At 66.6% G+C, this 17,536-nt stretch carries 11 protein-coding genes; 5 read left to right on the top strand and 6 right to left on the bottom strand.

The genetic code is table 11. The features are described 5' to 3' along the window. Positions 1-8 precede the first annotated feature (8 nt). The 5 genes from ACFTSF_RS36730 to ACFTSF_RS36750 all read right to left on the bottom strand — a co-directional run bounded on the left by ACFTSF_RS36730 (position 9) and on the right by ACFTSF_RS36750 (position 9,582). Positions 9-4,526, bottom strand: coding sequence for a DUF6603 domain-containing protein (locus ACFTSF_RS36730; protein ID WP_380159646.1), 4,518 nt, complete (start codon positions 4,524-4,526; stop codon positions 9-11). Then, positions 4,526-6,109: a M14 family zinc carboxypeptidase gene (locus tag ACFTSF_RS36735; RefSeq protein WP_380159647.1), complete on the bottom strand. Its 1,584-nt coding sequence runs from the start codon at positions 6,107-6,109 to the stop codon at positions 4,526-4,528. The genes ACFTSF_RS36730 and ACFTSF_RS36735 overlap by 1 nt, the downstream gene beginning before the upstream one ends. A gap of 300 nt (positions 6,110-6,409) precedes the next feature. Continuing rightward, positions 6,410-6,763, bottom strand: a complete 354-nt coding sequence (locus ACFTSF_RS36740) for a VOC family protein (RefSeq protein WP_380159649.1) — start codon at positions 6,761-6,763, stop codon at positions 6,410-6,412. A gap of 3 nt (positions 6,764-6,766) precedes the next feature. Further along, positions 6,767-7,600: a GyrI-like domain-containing protein gene (locus tag ACFTSF_RS36745; protein WP_380159651.1), complete on the bottom strand. Its 834-nt coding sequence runs from the start codon at positions 7,598-7,600 to the stop codon at positions 6,767-6,769. 98 nt (positions 7,601-7,698) lie between these two features. Then, a complete protein-coding gene (locus ACFTSF_RS36750; protein WP_380159653.1) occupies positions 7,699-9,582 on the bottom strand; it encodes an RICIN domain-containing protein in 1,884 nt (627 codons plus the stop codon). Between the two features lie 241 nt (positions 9,583-9,823). Here ACFTSF_RS36750 and ACFTSF_RS36755 point away from each other — a divergent pair, with 241 nt between their 5' ends. Further along, the gene (locus ACFTSF_RS36755; protein ID WP_380159655.1) at positions 9,824-11,062 is read left to right on the top strand and encodes a family 16 glycosylhydrolase; all 1,239 of its coding nucleotides are present in this window, start codon (positions 9,824-9,826) and stop codon (positions 11,060-11,062) included. On the opposite strand, the gene ACFTSF_RS36760 is transcribed toward ACFTSF_RS36755, so the two are convergent. Further along, positions 11,059-12,264, bottom strand: coding sequence for an ROK family protein (locus tag ACFTSF_RS36760; protein ID WP_380159657.1), 1,206 nt, complete (start codon positions 12,262-12,264; stop codon positions 11,059-11,061). The two genes, ACFTSF_RS36755 and ACFTSF_RS36760, sit on opposite strands and share 4 nt — an antisense overlap. Before the next feature lie 250 nt (positions 12,265-12,514). Between ACFTSF_RS36760 and ACFTSF_RS36765 the strand changes: the two genes are divergently transcribed. From ACFTSF_RS36765 to ACFTSF_RS36780, 4 genes are all read left to right on the top strand, one after another. Next, on the top strand, positions 12,515-13,564 hold the full coding sequence (locus ACFTSF_RS36765; protein WP_380159658.1) for a LacI family DNA-binding transcriptional regulator: 1,050 nt from the start codon (positions 12,515-12,517) through the stop codon (positions 13,562-13,564). A gap of 171 nt (positions 13,565-13,735) precedes the next feature. Beyond that, a complete protein-coding gene (locus ACFTSF_RS36770; protein ID WP_344143979.1) occupies positions 13,736-15,418 on the top strand; it encodes an ABC transporter substrate-binding protein in 1,683 nt (560 codons plus the stop codon). Positions 15,419-15,488: 70 nt separating this feature from the next. Beyond that, on the top strand, positions 15,489-16,559 hold the full coding sequence (locus ACFTSF_RS36775; RefSeq protein WP_344143977.1) for an ABC transporter ATP-binding protein: 1,071 nt from the start codon (positions 15,489-15,491) through the stop codon (positions 16,557-16,559). Continuing rightward, positions 16,556-17,536 (top strand): ABC transporter permease, encoded by a 981-nt coding sequence (locus ACFTSF_RS36780; RefSeq protein WP_344143976.1) that lies wholly within the window; start codon positions 16,556-16,558, stop codon positions 17,534-17,536. The genes ACFTSF_RS36775 and ACFTSF_RS36780 overlap by 4 nt, the downstream gene beginning before the upstream one ends.

The following is a 17,536-nucleotide window of genomic DNA, read 5'->3' on the forward strand; positions in this document are numbered from 1 at the left end:
TCGTCTGGTCATGGCAGGTACGTCTCCGCCGTCGTGCTCTGTACGTCGGTGCCTGGCTCAGGTGTCGCCGTACCGGCCAGGGCGGTGCCGCCGGCAACGAGGACGCGACCGTCGGCCAGCGTGATCGCCGTGTGTCCCCAGCGACCGGTGACCAGGGCTCCAGTTGTCGTCCAGGTGTCCGCAGCTGGGTCGTAGCGCAGCGCCCCGGCGAAGCCGGTGTCGAAGCTCGGACCGGAGGCCCCGCCGACGACCAGTACGCCGCCCGTCCGCAGCGCGACCGCCTGGTGGCGGCTGCGGCCGACCGGAAGGTCTGCTGCCGTCTTCCACGACTTGTCGTCGAGTTGGAAGACCTCCGCGCTGGTCCGGCTCCGCGGATCGAACTCGCCGTCGATGAGGAAGGCCGGAGCATCGCCACCGGTGACCAGGACCGCGGTGCCGTCCTTGATGGCTGTTGCCTGGTGGCCGACCCTCGGCACGTTCATTCCGGCGACCGGCGTCCACTTCTTCGCGGCGACGTCGTACAGCTCGCAGTAGCTGATCGCCGCCCGAGCACCGGGGCCGGTCGCGGTCGCGCCGCCGGTGACGAGGACCAGGTCACCGGCCAGCGCCACTGCCTGGTGGTCTTCCCTCGCCTCGTGCATCGAGTCGATCGGCACCCACTTGTTGCTCGCGACATCGAAGATCGCGGCGGTCGCCATGGTCCTGCCGTCGTTGCCGCCGGCCACCAGAACATTGCCTCCGGCAAGAACTGTCGCGGAGTGACCGAACCTGCCGGTGGTAGTGATCTCGGTCCACTTGCCACTCAGGGGGTCGAACAACTCACTGGTCCCGACGAGTTCGTCGGTGTCCGACAGACCGCCGACGACGAGGACCTTGCCGCCGGTCAGCCCGGTGACCGTGTGCCGGCGGCGAGCCTTTGTCAACGCCGGGCCCGGCAGCCAGCTGTTCGCAACCGGGTCGTAGATCGCGGTGTCCTTGACAGCCTTGCCCTCGGCATCGGTGCCGCCGGCAATCATCACCCGGCCACCCGTGAGCCGCACCGCCGTCGTACCGGACACCGCGGGCGTCGTACCGGCTGGAGCCCAGCTCTGCGGTACGGCGAGCGGTCCCGCAGCTTCGTCCTCACCGATCACGTGCAGGGTGCCGGCCAGGCTTGGCTCAATCTCGATCCAGCGGTCGAGGGCCTCGGTCGCGCCCGACTGGCTGCGGAACGTTCCGTCGGCGTCCGGGTTGGTCGGAGGGAAGGCCTGCAGATTGTTCCGAACATAGGCGACCACGAAGCGCTTGCCAGTCACCCGCACGGTCTCACTGGCGGCGTACGGCTGCTGGTTACGCGCCGTCTGCTGTGACAAGGGCGACCGCGCAACGCTGCTGCCGTTGGTGAACTGGCCGAACAGCACCGGATTGACGTTGTGGAACCGCTTCCGCGTCCCGGGCCGCGATGTCACGGTCGCGGCCCGCATCGCCGTCGTACCACCCTCCAGCGGAGTGTTGTCGGTGATGATCAGCTCGTACCGGGCACTTCGCCGTACGACGTGAGTGGTGGCCAGCGCGCCCGTCGAGGCCGCGAGCTCGATCCCGGCATTCTGCTGCTCGTACGCCGGACGCGAGAGCTTGGCAGCATCGTCCATGGTCTGGAACTGGGCCATCGCGAACTTCTCGCCGGTCGACGTCACGCGCCGCAGACCGCTGCCATCGGCCGGCTCGATGCTGAACCGGCGGCCGTCGCTGGGCTCCTGCGCACCCAGCCGGTCCATCCGGATCTCCAGCGGAATCGCCCGCTGCCGGACGAACAACGTGCCGAGCGGATGCAGGACCAGCTCATCGCTGTCCGGCAGATTCCGCAACGTCACCAGCGGTACGACACCGCCGGTCGGCAGCCGGGTCTCCCAGCCTTCGAGCTTGGCGAACTCGGCCGCCAGGATCGGCAGCACCGCGACCGGCGGCAGCGTGGTGTCGTTGCTCTCGCCCCAGCTGATGTCGAAGTCCGCGGAGATCTCGAAGAAGAGCAGCGAGATCGAACCCCGCCCGTGCGCCCGCCACGGCGACGGACCGGACAGTTCGAAGTACAGGTCGATCCCGAACAGCCCGACCCCGAACGCCTTCAGCGACACCGAGGCCGAGATGGCGATCACGAAGGAGAACGGCGAGAACCGGAACAGCGCGTCGAAGGCCAGGTGCCCGTGGATGCCGAAGTCGTCGAAGCCCAGCACCAGCTCGGCCGCCGCGCCGAACTGCACGGTGTTGCTGGTGAGCGCGAAGTAGCCCTCGACCCGGATCCGCCGGCCGGGCTGGTTCAGGATGTCGACGGCCAGCCGGGGCGGGACGTCGAACGGCAGGTTCGGCGGTTTGTACGACGGATGGAACCCGCCGACCGACAGCACCAGGTCGGCGTCGTCGCCCCAGCCGACCAGCAGGCCCATCCCGCCTTCGATGGTCATCATCAGGATCCGCGACTCGAACAGCACCGCGTTGAACCAGAGCCGCTGTTTGTCGAACTCGATCGCACCGATGAAGTTGACCTGGATCACCAGCAGCGGCAGTTCCTTGGCCGGCAGGATGCAGCGCAGCACACCGACGATCGCGATGTTGCCGGGAATCTCGATGATGACGCCGATCGAGATGCTGAGCAGGGTCGGCGTTCCCCAGCCGATCTTCGCCATCGGGCCGATCAGGAACTTGCCCTTCTCGGCGGGGAAGAAGCTGCGCAGGTCGCTGATGATCCGGGGCGCGTTGGCGACCACGTCCTTGGGGAACATCACCGACTCGATCGCGTTCGAGCGCACGCCCTTGGCCAGCGCGTCGAGGTTCATCCGGCGGTTGATGCCGACCAGACCGCCGACGGCGAGCAGCGTGAAGCCGAAGCCGAGCTGCAGCCCGCCGGGGAACTCGGCGGTGATGATGATCAGCAGCGAGAAGCCGTCGGTGCCGTCGGGCATCCGGGTGCTGATCAGGCCGATCGCCTTGAGTTCCAGGAAGCCGGCGAACTTCAGTTCCAGGGCACCGGCGTACTCGCCCTTGTCCGGATCGGCGTACAGGTAGCCGCCGCCGGTGATCACGCCGACGTCGACCTTGAGTCCGACCCCCGACGGCGGCTTGAAGCCGAAGGTCAGCTCGGCGGGTCCGAGGTTGCCACCGCCGGCCGGGAAGGACAGTTCGGCGGTCAGGCCCATCCGGTCGACGCTCGCCTGGATGGGACCGAGGGCGGCCTTGAAACCGGCGGAGAGTTCGAGCGGGATCGAGCCGCCCTGGACGCCGACGCCGATGTACAGAGTGGTGAGCTCGACCGGGCCGGCCTTGAGGTGCAGCGGGATCTGGATCTCCAGACCGCCGTTGCCCCGGAAGCTGAGGCCGTTGCTGTCGATGGTGATGCCGAGGTCGAAATCGGCTTCGAGTTTGGTGCCGGCGCCTTTGAGGACGGTCGAGAGGAAGCCGTCGGCCTTCGAGAAGTCGACGAGCAGTTTGCCGCCGACCAGATCCGCCTCGGCCACGACACCCGCCGCCTCGCCGCCGAACGCCGTACCCAGGGAGAACTTGATCTCCTTGACGCTCAGGCCAGAGCCTTCCGGCGTACCGATCAGCTGGATCGGGCCCTTGCCCAGTTCCAGCGCGAGCTTGCCGTTCAGACCGGCACCGGGAGCTTCGGGGACCAGCTCGCCAGGTGGTTCGAGGCGGAGGGTCGGGCCGACGTTGAGCGAGCCGGACCCCTTGAGCTTCGTCTTCCAGCCGGGGAAGAGAGCGAGGTCCAGGTCGAAGCCGCTGAAGTCGAAGACGTCGAGCAGGATCCGCAGCGCATCGGGCGCCGCATCGGGGACCGGGCGGACCCGGAAGAGGAAGGACGCGAGTTCGACACCGTCGTCGTGCTTGATGAACACAGCCGGCAGGTCCCAGCCCAGCAGGGCTTCGGTGATCGCCTCGAGAAACTTCTCGGCGTCGAGATCATCGCGTCCCCAGCCGTACTGCTCCTTGAGCGAATCGGCCGGGCTGCGCAGGAACGTGCCGAGCCGATCGAACCGCAACCGCCGCCGCCGGAACGGCGGCCGATCGCCGTCGCGGGCGATGTCGTCGTTGTCGATCAACCCGAACAGCACCGCGGTCTTCGCGAACCCGGGGTGTGCGGACAGCAGGTAGGTCGTCGCGGTGTAGTTGATCAGCGCGTCGGGCAGGTCGACCAGAACAGCCTTGATCGGGTCACTCAACGGCCCGGACGCGTTCACCGTGAACTTCACCGTCTCGGACATCACCTTGCAGGCCCAGAAGGCCGGCGGGATCACCCTGAGCAGATCAGCCAGTGCCTCCGCACTACCGGTCTGCTGCAGGGCTTCGACCTTGGGCGGTACGGCGGTCAGCGCGCTGAGCGCTGTCTTGGCCGACGCGACGACCGCGGGATCGTTCGCGATCGCGGGCGAGACCGGCAGCCCCAGTTCGCCGTACAGGGCGGCGATCTGATTGTCCTTGAGATAGCTGGTGATCGGTTCCAGGAACCGCCCGACCTCGACCGCCAGCTTCTCGACCGACCCGGCCATCAGGACTGCACTCCGAAGGTGGCCGCGCTCTGCAGCAGCGCGATCAGAGCGGACTGGATCTCCCGGTTCTGCTTCTGGAACTGGGGATTGTGGGCGGCGTAGACGGGATGGAAGAGTCCTTCCTCGTCGTCCCCGGCCTCGAACACGCACGCGTAGGTGGGCGGCCGATCAGGCCTGATGAACTGCAGCGCGGTCGCATAGTTCTGGCTGGTCGAGGTCAACGGCCCCCCGAAAGCCAACCACGGCTTGGCGTCCTGCTGGGCCAGATGCACAGTGTGGTACTCGGCGAAACCGCCCGAGGCCGGCAGCTCGCCGCGATTCGCCGAGCGCAGGATCGCACTGGCCATCAGCCGGCTGATGAACTCGTTCCGCTCGGCGATCCGCGGTGGCAGGTACTCCTTGTAGTCCACCCGGCCGACCGGGAACTTCGGGTCGTCGGCCATCAGGCCGTCGCGGGTTCCGTCGTACACCGGGTTGCGGTAGGTCATCGCCGGGTTGGTCCCGTTCTCCTCCATCCCCCAGGACCACATGATCGCGCGGCCGGCGGTGTGGACATCGACGAAGTAGCTGATCGGATAGGTCTCCATCAGCGTCGCGACGTTCCTGGTCTCGATCTCGGACAGCGGCGCGGAACCGCGGTACAACTCCCCCACGGCACCGTCCCCGGGCGTCTTGTCGGACGGTGGGCGGCCGTAGCGCGCCCGGTACAGACCCATCTGGTAGTACCGGTCGAAATCCCAGCCGATCGGGAAGTTCCGGTTGATGTCGACGCCGTGCGCCGGATTCCCCTTCGGATCCGGTCCGACCGATCGCCTGCTCTTACGCCAGCCGTACTTGTGGATCTTCGGGTGGTCCAGATCGAACTCGCGCCCGTCCGGATTGGCCAGCGGGAAGATCAGCAGGTCGACCTTCCGGAGGATCGGGACGATGGTCTCGGCCTTGATGACGTACTCCGGGAAGTACTGCGGCCGGTCACTCGGCAGTGGCTTGTTCTTGTCCCCGCGGAAGCTGATGGTGGTCGCCGGGAAATAGAGATCGGCGCCGTCGTGGTAGGCGGCGAGCAGGTTCTCCGCGAGTGACAGCAGGGCGTCCGGCGGCACCCACTCCCGGCCGTGCAGCCCGCCGGTGAACAACACGACCGGGCGCTTCGGCCCGGACGCTCCGTCACCGATCTTGAGGTAGCTGCACTTGTTCCCACCGCTCGTCGTTTCGAGCATGATGCGCTTGCAGTAGTCCTTGTACTTACTGGCCAGGGCGTCCATGCCCGCCTCGATCTCCGACGCCCGCCGAGGCTTCAGCAGCGGGCCGGGAGTGACACCTCCGGAGAACGCGGCGGCCTCGGTCGGCGGCGGGCTGCCGATCTCGTCGTAGTACGCGAGAAGGTCGGCATCCGTCATCAGCTCGTAGACATCACAGCCGCGCTGCTCCAGAACCGGAATCACCGCCGGCGGCGCCATCGCGGCGATCCGCCACTTCACGCCGTCGGTCCACAGCCTGGCGCTGTCGGGGTCAAGGTCGAGCTCTTCGATGTCGCGGAGTCCTTCGAGCACCTCAGCAGTACCCACCACGCGCAGCAGACTCACCCTCGGCCTCCCCAGTCCCAGCTCGCCACGTTCCTCGCTGGTCAGCCTGACCGCTCGAGATGCGACCATCAACGCGAAGTCACCGACTGTGCCTGTTCAGGCACCCATCCGACCCGATCAGGTGACCGAAGCTGCAAAGGAGAACCATGAGGCACCTCCAAGAAGAGGCATGAGCCCCGGCCGGTAACTTTGGGGCGTCATATGAGAAATGGTTACCGGCCAGAGCACCAGGCATCCGCACACCTGGGTCAGCTGCTCGTCGACCTCTCCCAGACAGCAAAGCCCGGCGGTTCGCCTCGGTCAGTCCTTGTGTTCGGCGAGGTCGAAGACGTTGCCTTCGGGGTCGGCGAGGGTGATCCAGTGGGTGCCGTACTCGTTGTGCTCGTCGAGGCGTTCGGCGCCTAGGGCCAGGAGGCGGTCGAGTTCGGTGGACCAGTCGGCGGTGGCGAGGTCGAGGTGGAGGCGGTTCTTGGCGGTGCGGGGTTCGGGGACCTGGAGGAACATCAGGGTGGGGGCGTCGGCGGCTCGGTTGATGGTGGCGAAGAATTCGTTGGCTTCGGCATCTACTTCGACGGACAGGACGCCGGCCCAGAAGGTGGCCAGGGTGGCTGCGTTGGTGCAGTCGAAGGCGATGTTCTCGAGGGTGATGGACATGGTTCAGCCTTTCGATACAGGGGAATCAATGGGAAGCTGCTGGATCGGCCAGCAGACCTCGGTGCGGTAGGAACTCTCGTCGGGGGTGTCCCCGGGCGAGACGACGTACAGCTCGCGGATGGGCCCCGGTGCGACCTCGCAGTGCTCGGCTACGTGTGAGCCGAGGGCGCCGTACGTGCGGTCGAAGTCGGCCATGGCGCCGGCGTGTACGGCGATGGCGAAGAACCCGCCGGGCAGGTCGACCAACTCGAAGCCGTCGGCCGGCTCTTGGGTCGGCGCGACCGGCAGGAACGCGATGACCTCACCTTCGTCCTCGGTGAAGAAGTCATCGCTGTACGTCGCTCCCGCCGTCGCCCGGATGTCGTGTACGGCGGCCAACTCGTTCAGCCGGCCGAACGAGTCGACGCACCATGGCCCGATCTGCGGACGCTCGACTCGCCCACGAACGCCGTACGCGCGGAAGGGCGGGATGTACCGGTAGTCGACGTGCAGCGGCTCCGACGCGGTCGTCAACAGACCGCGTAGCGAAGTGACCACGTCTCGCGTCACCTGAAGCTCGCGCTCCATCCGGTCGAGGTGCACGCGCAGTGTCTCCTCACGCGCAGACTCATCGGTCGACGAGACGAGAGCCCGTACGTCGGGGATCGGCATCCGCAAGTCGCGAAGCCGCCGGATGAGCAGCGCGACGCCGACCTGGTCGGTGCCGTAGCGCCGGTACCCGGATGACGAGTCCACGGAGACCGGCGCGAGCAGGCCGATCTCGTGGTAGTGGTGCAGGGTCTTCACACTCAAATGAGTTAGCCGCGAGAACTCGCCGACCGTCACTGTCGCCGTCATGCGCCAAGCTTCCACCCTCCGGTAGCCGGAGGGTCAAATACCTGCAAATACCAAAGGCCCGCCCGGGGGCGGCCGGGCGGGCAACTGGCAGGAAAGACTTAGGAGACGGTCCACTTCTGGTTGGCGCCGCCACTACACGTCCAGATCTGTAGTGGTGTCGCATTGGCCGAGTTGTTCCCGGTCACATCCAGACACTTCCCGGCCTGTGGATTCACCAGGTCGTTGTTCGAGTACGTCCACTGTTGATTAGGACTCCCAGCAACACATGTCCACAGCTGCACACGCGTCCCGTCGGCCGTACCACCACCAGTGACATCGAGGCACTTACCCAGCGCCTGCAGCGTGTTGCCGGAGCGAGTCCACTGCTGCGCCGCCGAACCGTTGCAGTCGTACAGCTGCACCGCCGTGCCGTCCGCAGAGTTCGCCCCAGCGACATCAACACACTTCCCAGCCAGCCCGGTGATCTGACCTCCGCCACCGCCGCTCTGCGAACCGTTCCACACAAAGGTGGCCGAGGTCTTCGTGGGCAGCGTGTAGACGAAGGACTGCGAGCCCCAGTTCACCCGCACCGACTGCGAACCGCCGGTGGTGTTGAACGCGATCAGCGCCTTCGAGCCGTCCGGGTTCTTCCACGCCACGTTCTTGACCGAGTTGTTGGCACTCGAGTCGATCCGCAGCGCACCCGGCCGGACGAACTTCGTCAGGTGGCCCATCGTGTAGTACTCGACCGTCTTGTCCACCTGACCCGCGCGACTGCCACCCCGCTGCACCGTCACCAAGCCGGTACACACGTTGCACCCCGCACCGACGTACGGGAGGTGGTCCTGGTCGAGTGCGAGACCCCACTTCACCCACGACTTGTCCCAGTTGCGGGTGTAGTCGATCAGGTTGTTCATGTCCTCGACCTGCTGGTTCGGGATCCAGGTTCCACCCGAGTGTTCGGTCATGTACGCGTTGACCGCCGGGTACTGGTTGTGGATCTGCGTCTGCAGGTTCACATCGCCGCCGTACCCGTGCCAAGCAATGCCGCCGAACAGCGGGTCGTTGCGCAGCCCGGCATCGGCGAGCGGGACCGAACCGAGGTCGTTGTAGTTGCCCCAGTTGTAGTCGAGCACCATCACCTTGGTGGTGATCCCGGCCGCGCGGAACGCCGGGAACAGGTGGTTCTTGGTGAAGTTCAGCAGGCCGGCGCCGTTCCAGTTCATCGACGCGTAGCCGGTGTTGTCGGTGCCGCAACAGGTCGGCTCGTTCTGCACTGTCACGTAGTCGATGCGGTTGCCCTGGGCAGCGTTCTGCTGCACGTACTTGACGAAGTACTGCGCGTACATCGGGTAGTACTCGGCCTTCAGCCAGCCGCGGTTGGTGAACTTGTTGTTGTCCTTCATCCACGCCGGCGCCGACCACGGCGACCCCATCACCTTCAGCGACGGGTTCAACTGGCGCGCCTGCTTGGTCAGCGGTACGACGTCGGCCAGGTCATGGTTGATCGTGAAGTCGTTCAGGTCGCAACAGGTGTCGTCGTACGAATAGTTGAACCGCGCGAGGTCGGACGCGCCCATCGGGTTCCGGACGAACGACAGCCCGATCCCGTTGACCGGGTCGAACAGGTCCTTCATCACCTGGTTGCGGGTCGCGGCGGTGATCGTGTTGCTGCTGTTCAGCAGCCACGCGGAACTGTCGGCGAAGGAGGCGCCGCCGCCCTCCCAGGACTGGTACGTCGTGTTCTCGTTGACCGTGACCGTCTGGTTCGCGGTACCGCCGGCCGGGCCGAAGTTGATCGGGGTCTGCTGCTGCAGACCGCGGGTCACGTTCTGGCCGGCCGAGTCGTTCGTGGTGGTCAGGTAGACGTTGACCTGTTCACCGGCGGCTTGGGCGGTCGGCGCGGTCGCCGTACCGAAACCGAGGCCGGCGGCGACGGCACACAGCGTGGCCACTGCGACCGGTAGGACGCGGGCAGGACGGGATAACCCGTTCGCGGGCATGGGCGGTCTCCCTTGTGAGCAAGGACTACAGACAGGGGGCGATGTTGTGGCGTCTGCCCGCGCCGCAACGGTGTGTCAGCACGAGCGAACCATCGGTGGTCACCGGTGTCAACGTCACAGCACGGACTTTTTTCAGGTCTTTTATTTAGTCCCGGCCTTGACCTGAGAGCGTTCTCACAGCAAGCTGCGGGACCAAATCCCTGTCTCGTCCCGACCGCCCCCGTGGAGATTTGAGGCACGCATGAAACTGCAGCGTTCCCGCATCGCGGCCCTGTTCGCAACCGGTGCCGCACTCGTCGGCGCCGCCCTTCTGCAAGCACCAGCCCAAGCCCTGCCGCAGGCCCCTCAAGCCGAGCAAGCCGTACTGGCGACGACCTTCGAGGACAACTTCGACGGTCCGGCCGGGCAGGCGCCGGACGCCAACAAGTGGCGTTACGACATCGGCGGCTCCGGCTGGGGCAACAACGAACGCCAGTACTACACCAACAGCACCCGCAACTCCGCCAAGGACGGCAACGGCAACCTGGTGATCACCGCCCGCCGCGAGAGCGGTGGGTTCCAGTGCCACTACGGCACCTGTGAGTACACCTCGGCGCGGCTGCTCACCGCGCAGACCTTCACCCAGACGTACGGCCGCTGGGAGGCCCGGATCAAGATCCCCGGCACCCAGGGTGTCTGGCCGGCGTTCTGGATGCTCGGCTCCCAAGGTGGCGGCTGGCCGAACAACGGCGAGATCGACATCATGGAGAACATCGGCCGCGAGCCGAACACCGTGCACGGCACGATCCACGGCCCGGGCTACTCGGGCGCCGAGGGGATCGGCGCGGCGTACAACTCACCGAACGGTCAGCCGTTCCGCAACGACTTCCACACCTACCGGGTCGACTGGGCGCCGAACGTCATCACCTGGTACGTCGACGGTGTCCAGTACCAGCGCCGTACGCCGGCCGACCTCGGCGGCGACCAGTGGGTCTTCAACCACCCGTTCTTCATGATCATGAACGTCGCGGTCGGCGGCTACTGGCCGGGCTACCCGGACGGCTCCACCGTGATGCCGCAGACGATGACGATCGACTACGTCCGCGTTTCCACCCTCGACGGCACTGGCACCAACGGCCAGATCACCGGCCTGGCCGGCAAGTGCCTGGACGTCGCCGGCGCCAACCCCGCCGACGGTACGACAGTCCAGCTCTACGACTGCAACGGTACGGCGGCCCAGTCGTGGAGCCGTCCTGGCGACGGAACGATCCGTGCCCTGGGCAAGTGTCTCGACGTCGCGAACGCCGGAACCGCGGACGGCACCCGGGTGCAAATCGCCACCTGTAACGGCAATACGGCTCAACAGTGGTCGTACGGCAACAACGACATCGTGAACCGAGGCAAGTGTCTCGATGTCACCGGCAACAATTCGGCGAACGCCACGCCGACCCAGATCTGGACCTGCGGAGGCGGCGCCAACCAGAAGTGGAACATCACCTAACCGGCAGGAACCCGGGACGGCGGCAGTACGCCGCCGTCCTGCAGCAACCGCAGTATCGGAAGGGTCGCGGCGCCGAGAGCAACGGCGTCGCGGCCCAGTTCGCACGGCACGATCGAGACCTGGGAGTAGGGCTGTCGGAGCGCGTGCTTGCCGACCTCCTCGCGCAGGCGCGGCAGGTACCGCTCCCCCAGCAAGAGACCGGCCCAGCCGCCGAGGACGATCCGTTCCGGGTTGACCAGGTTGACCAGATTCGCGAAGCCTGCCGCGAGATAGCCGATCGTGTCGTCCATGATCGTTGCCGCGAGCTCCGACTTCTCCGCCGCCGCGAGCAGTTCGGCGAACGCCGCTTCCTCGTCGGTCGTCGACAACTCACCGCCAGCCTCGCGATAGCGGTCGAGGACGTCCTCCGCCCCGACATACGCCTCCAGGCACCCGGACGCTCCACAGCGGCACCCGCGGCCGCCGTACATGATCGTGGTGTGTCCCCACTCGCCCGCGCTGCTGCGCGTCCCGCGATAGCTGGACCCGCCGGTGACCAGCGCGGCGCCGACACCTGAGCCGACCAGCGCGACCACCGCGTCCGTCGCACCGCGACCGGCGCCGAACCACATCTCGGCCTGGCCGAGCGTGTTCGCGCCGTTGTCCACGAGGATCGGAATATCGGTGCCCTCGGCAAGCATCTGACCGAACGGTACGGCGTCCCACCCGAGAGTCTGGGCATGGACGACGGCATCCGCGTCGACGATGCCGAACACCGCGACGCCGAGTCCCAGCACCTGTGCGGACTGTACGCCGGATGTGCTGATCACGCTCGCAAGCCCTTCCAGCACGTGCTTTACGACGACTTCCGGCTTCGGCTCGTCGATCGGATGATCGACAGTGGTCACCGCATTCAGGGCGAGATCGAACAGCTCGACCCGGACCATCGTCTCGCCGACCTCGGCACCGACGACGTACCGGAAATCCCGGGCGACCCGCAGCAGCACGCGCGGCCGACCGCCTTCGGACTCGACCGAGCCCGCCTCCTCGACGACACCTTCGGCGATCAACTCGGTGACGAGGTTGCTCACGCTGGCCGCGCTGAGCGACGTACGGACACTCAACTCCTGCCGGCTCAGCGGTCCGTCGCGGTAGATGCCGGTCAGGATCACCGATCGGTTGGACCGGCGCATGTCCCGCACCGTCGTCCGCCGATACTCCATCGTTCCAGCCCCCTGCTTGCCCCGGCCCCTGGCGGGCCGCTGGACCCGAGTCCATCACGCCCAGCGCCCGACCCGGAAGGGGCGACTTTCTCCAGGCCGTGAATTAAGGGGTGATTCGTTACCGCACCGTGATTGACGAGACCTGGGTCACTCGGCTTCACTCTACGGAACCGCTTCCGAAACCGGTTCCGAACCTCAGCGCAACATCACAGCAACATCCGCCACCCCACCGCCCGAGGGGAGATTCAGCGTGTCCATCACCATCGCCGACGTCGCCGCGCGAGCCGGCGTCAGCAAGACGACCGTGTCACGCGTCCTGAACGGCAAGGGTGAGCTCGATCTGCGCACCGCCGAGCGGGTCCGCGCCGTGATCGCCGAGCTCGGCTACGTGCCGAGTGCCCGGGCGGTCGGTCTGGCCCGCGGCCGAACCCGGGTCGTCGGCATGCTGGTCCCGTCGCTGACCTGGCCCTGGATGGGCGAGGTGCTGCAGGGTGCGGTCGACGTGGTCGAGAGCGAGGGCTACGGCCTGCTGCTGTTCACGTTCAACCGCGGCGCGGAATCCATGCACCAGTTCGCCTCCCAGGTGTCGGCGCAGTCGTTCGACGGCCTGCTGGTGATCGAGCCCGAGGGCACGCTCACCTACATCGAGCAGTTGCACGCGCGCGGTCTGCCGGTCGTCCTGATCGACGACCGCGACAAGCGCCCCCAGTTCCCGTCCGTCGCCACCACCAACTACGCCGGCGGGCAGTCCGCGGCCCGGCACCTGATCGAGCTCGGCCGGCACCGGCCGCTGGTGATCACCGGTGTCGAACGGTTCGGCTGCACGCACGAACGCCTGGACGGCTTCCGCGACACCTACGCCGAAGCCGGCATCGAGCTCGACCCGAGACTCGTGTTCGAAGGCGATTTCACCCACGAGAGCGGACGCCACGGCGTCCAGCAGGCGCTCGACCAGCGTCTGGACTTCGACGCGGTGTTCGCACACAACGACCTGTCCGCCGGCGGCGCCATCCAGGCCGTCCGGGAGACCGGGCGGAACGTGCCGAACGACGTGTCGGTCGTCGGATTCGACGACATCCCGTACGCCCAACACACCGAACCGCCGTTGACCACGGTGCATCAGCCGATGCGCCAGATGGGTCAGGCGGCGGCCCGGATGCTGATGGGCTACTTCGGCGGGACCCCGCTGCCCGAGGAACCCCAAGTGCTGCCGACGACGCTGATCGTCCGCAGCTCAACCGCTCCCAAATCCGCCCCGCGGACCAGTCCACCCGCCCCCACTGGCCGGTCCCGCCACTGAGGCTCCGGCGGCGGGGCAGCTGCCCCTGCTCCGCCGCCGGTGAAGTCCTCGATACCGATCTGTTAAGGCGTCTGCTCTTCCAATGAGAGCGCTTTCACGCCACCATGCACTGGCCCACCCAGGCTCAGGGGTGGACCATCCGCCATCACGAAATGCACAGGAGGAACCGAGATGCGAGCACGACGGAGCGTCGCGCTGGCCCTGACGGGCTTGCTCGCGGCAGCCACGCTGGCTGCCTGCAGTAGCGGGGACGGGAAGACCAGCGGAAGCGGTTCCGGCACCGCCGCGACCGTACTGAACGTCGGTATGCCGAACGGTCCGCAGACCGAGAACCACAACCCGTTCCTCGGCTCCTCCTCGGGCGCCTCGCTCGGGTACCGATGGATGATCTTCGAGCCGCTGGTGATGATCAACGGCATCAAGCCCACCGAGCCCGGCAAGCCGTGGCTGGCCACCGAGTGGAAGTGGGACGCCAACTTCACCAAGCTGTCGTTCACCATCCGCGACGGCGTGAAGTGGTCCGACGGTACGCCGATGACCGCCGAGGACGTGGCCTACACCTTCCAGCTCCGGCAGAAGAACGAAGGCCTGAACTCGGACGCGATCCCGTACAAGACGATCACCCAGACCGGGAACAAGGTCGACCTGGTCTTCGAGCGGTCGCAGTTCGTCAACCAGAACAAGATCCTGACCGTCTTCGTGGTGCAGAAGGCCCAGTGGTCCGCGATCAAGGACCCGAGCCAGGACACGCTGAAGACCCCGGTCGGCACCGGCCCGTACAAGATCAAGTCGTTCACCCCGCAGACCACCACGCTGGAACTGCGCGACTCGTACTGGCAGGACCTGCCGAAGGTCAAGGAGCTGCGGTACACGTCGTACAACGACAACAACGCGCAGACCACCGCGCTGGCCAACGGCTCCTCGGAGTGGAGCTTCGTCTTCGTCCCGAACGTGAAGGCCGTCTACCAGGACAAGGACCCGAAGAACCACAAGCTGTACTTCCCGGCGAACCTGGGTATCCACGGTCTGTGGATCAACACCACCAAGAAGCCGTTCGACGACCCGGCGCTGCGTCGCGCGATGGACAAGGTGATCAACCGCGACGACATCTTCATGCAGGGTGAGGCCGGGTACTTCTACCCGAAGGTCGAGTCCATCACCGGCATCCCGACCCCGGCCGGTGAGTCGTTCATCGCCCCGGAGTACAAGGACAAGAAGCACGCCGTCGACGTCGAGGGTGCCAAGGCCGACCTGGCCGCGGCCGGCTACAAGCTCGAGGGCAACGTGCTGAAGGACAAGGGCGGGCAGCCGGTCAAGATCACGCTGACCAACCCGGCCGGCTGGTCCGACTACATCACCGACCTGGAGATCATCAAGGACAACCTGTCCACGATCGGCATCGCGGCGACCGTCGACAAGGCCAACCAGGACGCCTGGTTCAAGGCCTTCGACGAAGGCAACTTCGAGGCCGGTATGCACTGGACCAACGGCGGCTCCACGCCGTTCGACATCTACCAGAACATCATGGACGGCAAGATCCTCAAGCCGGTCGGCAAGGGCGGCATCAGCGGCAACTACGGTCGCTTCAACTCGCCCGAGGCGACCAAGCTGCTCGACACCTACGCCAACGCCACCGACGACGCGACCCGGCAGACGGCGCTGAACGGCCTGCAGAAGATCATGGTCGAGCAGATGCCGGTGATCCCGACCTCGGCGTCGAACGTCGGCGGTCTCTACAGCACCAAGAACTGGACCGGGTGGCCGGACGAGCAGAACTCGTACGCGCCGGGTCAGCCGACCCAGCAGAACGCTCTGCAGATCGTCCTGAACCTGAAGCCCGCCGGCTCTCAGTGAGGCCGGACCGCGGCGCCGGGAGCCAGTGCTCCCGGCGCCGCGGTGCCACGATGCGAGGAGTCTTGTAATCATGACGGTGACCGACCCAGCGGTGGCCCCAGCGGTGGTCCCTGAAGTAGTTCTGGAGGCCGACGGCCTCACCAAGCACTTCCCGGTACGGCGTGGTCTCCGGGACCTGTTGACCCGCGATCGCAAGGTCGTGCACGCGGTCGACGACCTGAACCTGACGTTGCGCCGCGGCCGCGTGACCGCCCTGGTCGGTGAGTCCGGTTCGGGCAAGTCGACCGTGGCCCGCCTGCTCGCGCAACTCCACCACCGCACCGACGGCGACATCCGCCTGCACGGCCAGTCCGTGACAGTGCGCGGCGGCCGGAAGTTCCGGGCGTACTGCCGCCAGGTCCAGATGATCTTCCAGGACCCCTTCGCGTCGCTGAACCCGACCCACACCGTGCGGTACCACCTGACCCGCGCGCTCAAGATCCACGGCCGGGCCGGCAACAACAAGGCCGAGCTCGAGTCGAACCTGCGTGACCTGCTGCTGCGCGTACAACTGACTCCCCCGGAGCGCTACCTGGACAAGTTCCCGCATGAGCTTTCCGGCGGCCAGCGCCAGCGCGTCTCGATCGCCCGCGCCCTCGGCGCCGACCCCGAGGCCCTGCTCGCCGACGAGCCCGTCTCGATGCTCGACGTCTCGATCCGCCTCGGCGTCCTGAACCTGCTGCGTGATCTGAAGGAGCGGCTGAACCTGGCCATCCTCTACATCACCCACGACATCGCCTCGGCGCGCTACTTCGCCGACGAAACCATGGTCATGTACGCCGGCCGGATGGTGGAAGGCGGTGACTCCGAGACCGTCACCCAGCACCCGGCGCACCCGTACACCCGACTGCTGATCGAGAGCGCGCCGGATCCCGACCGGCTCGACCGAGTCGGCGATCTGCGCGCACCGGAGGACCAGGGCAGCGGTGAGCCGCCGAGCCTGATCGCTCCGCCGACCGGTTGCCGGTTCCACCCGCGCTGCGTGCACGCGATGCCGAAGTGCTCGACGGAACTGCCACCGAGGTTCGAGCTGCCGATCGTCGACAACGGCCAGAGCCACTGGGCCGCGTGCTGGCTCTACGAGGAAGGAGCAGCCAAGTGAAGTTCCTTCTGCAACGCATCGCGTTCTACTTGTTCACCGCGTGGGCCGCGCTGACGATCAACTTCTTCATCCCCCGCCTGATCCCCGGTGACCCGGTCACCTCGCTGATCAACAAGTACCAGGGCCAGATCAGCACCGAGGCCATCCAGTCGCTCTACGTCCTGTTCGGCCTGGACAAGAACGCCAGCATGTGGAGCCAGTACGTCGACTACTGGGGCCAGGTGTTCCGCGGCGACCTCGGGTTGTCGTTCACGTTCTTCCCGACCCCGGTCATCGACATCCTGCAGCAGAGCCTGCCGTGGACGATCGCCCTGGTCGGCCTGACCACGCTGGCCAGCTTCGCGATCGGCACCGGTCTCGGCGTACTCGCCGGCTGGCGCCGCGGTTCCTGGCTCGACGGTTTGTTGCCAGTGACGACGTTCCTGTCGTCGATCCCGTACTTCTGGCTCGGTCTGCTCGCGATCACCCTGCTGGCCGGTCCGGACAGCATCTTCCCGTCGTCGGGCGGTTACGAGCCCGGCCTGGTGCCGGGTTGGACCCCTGAGTTCATGGGCAGCGCGATCCAGCACAGCTTGCTGCCGGCAATCACCATCCTGATCTCGTCGGTCAGCGGCTGGATCCTCAGCATGCGCAACATGATGGTGACGGTCGCGTCCGAGGACTACATCACCGTCGCGCACGCCAAGGGCCTGCCCGAGAAGCGCGTGATGATGAGCTACGCCGCACGCAACGCGCTGCTGCCGAACGTCTCCGGTTTCGCGCTGTCGCTCGGTTTCATCGTCGGCGGCACGCTGCTGGTCGAGATCGTCTTCTCCTACCCCGGTATCGGCTACAACCTGTTCCAGGCCGTCGGTTCCAAGGATTACCCGCTGATGCAGGGCGTCTTCCTGGTCATCACGCTGTCGGTCCTGGTCGCGAACCTGATCGCCGACGTCGCCTACCTGCTCCTCGATCCCCGCACCCGGAAGGAGGGCTGA

The sequence above is a fragment of the Kribbella sp. NPDC056951 genome (assembly GCF_042674205.1).
Taxonomy (GTDB): Bacteria; Actinomycetota; Actinomycetes; order Propionibacteriales; family Kribbellaceae; genus Kribbella; species Kribbella yunnanensis.

Bases quoted from the DNA above. Each gene is read 5' to 3' on its own strand.
- ACFTSF_RS36760 (WP_380159657.1), bottom strand. From the start codon at position 12,264: ATGGAGTATCGGCGGACGACGGTGCGGGACATGCGCCGGTCCAACCGA.
- ACFTSF_RS36775 (WP_344143977.1), top strand. From the start codon at position 15,489: ATGACGGTGACCGACCCAGCGGTGGCCCCAGCGGTGGTCCCTGAAGTA.
- ACFTSF_RS36730 (WP_380159646.1), bottom strand. From the start codon at position 4,526: ATGGCCGGGTCGGTCGAGAAGCTGGCGGTCGAGGTCGGGCGGTTCCTG.
- ACFTSF_RS36745 (WP_380159651.1), bottom strand. From the start codon at position 7,600: ATGACGGCGACAGTGACGGTCGGCGAGTTCTCGCGGCTAACTCATTTG.
- ACFTSF_RS36755 (WP_380159655.1), top strand. From the start codon at position 9,824: ATGAAACTGCAGCGTTCCCGCATCGCGGCCCTGTTCGCAACCGGTGCC.
- ACFTSF_RS36740 (WP_380159649.1), bottom strand. From the start codon at position 6,763: ATGTCCATCACCCTCGAGAACATCGCCTTCGACTGCACCAACGCAGCC.
- ACFTSF_RS36750 (WP_380159653.1), bottom strand. From the start codon at position 9,582: ATGCCCGCGAACGGGTTATCCCGTCCTGCCCGCGTCCTACCGGTCGCA.
- ACFTSF_RS36770 (WP_344143979.1), top strand. From the start codon at position 13,736: ATGCGAGCACGACGGAGCGTCGCGCTGGCCCTGACGGGCTTGCTCGCG.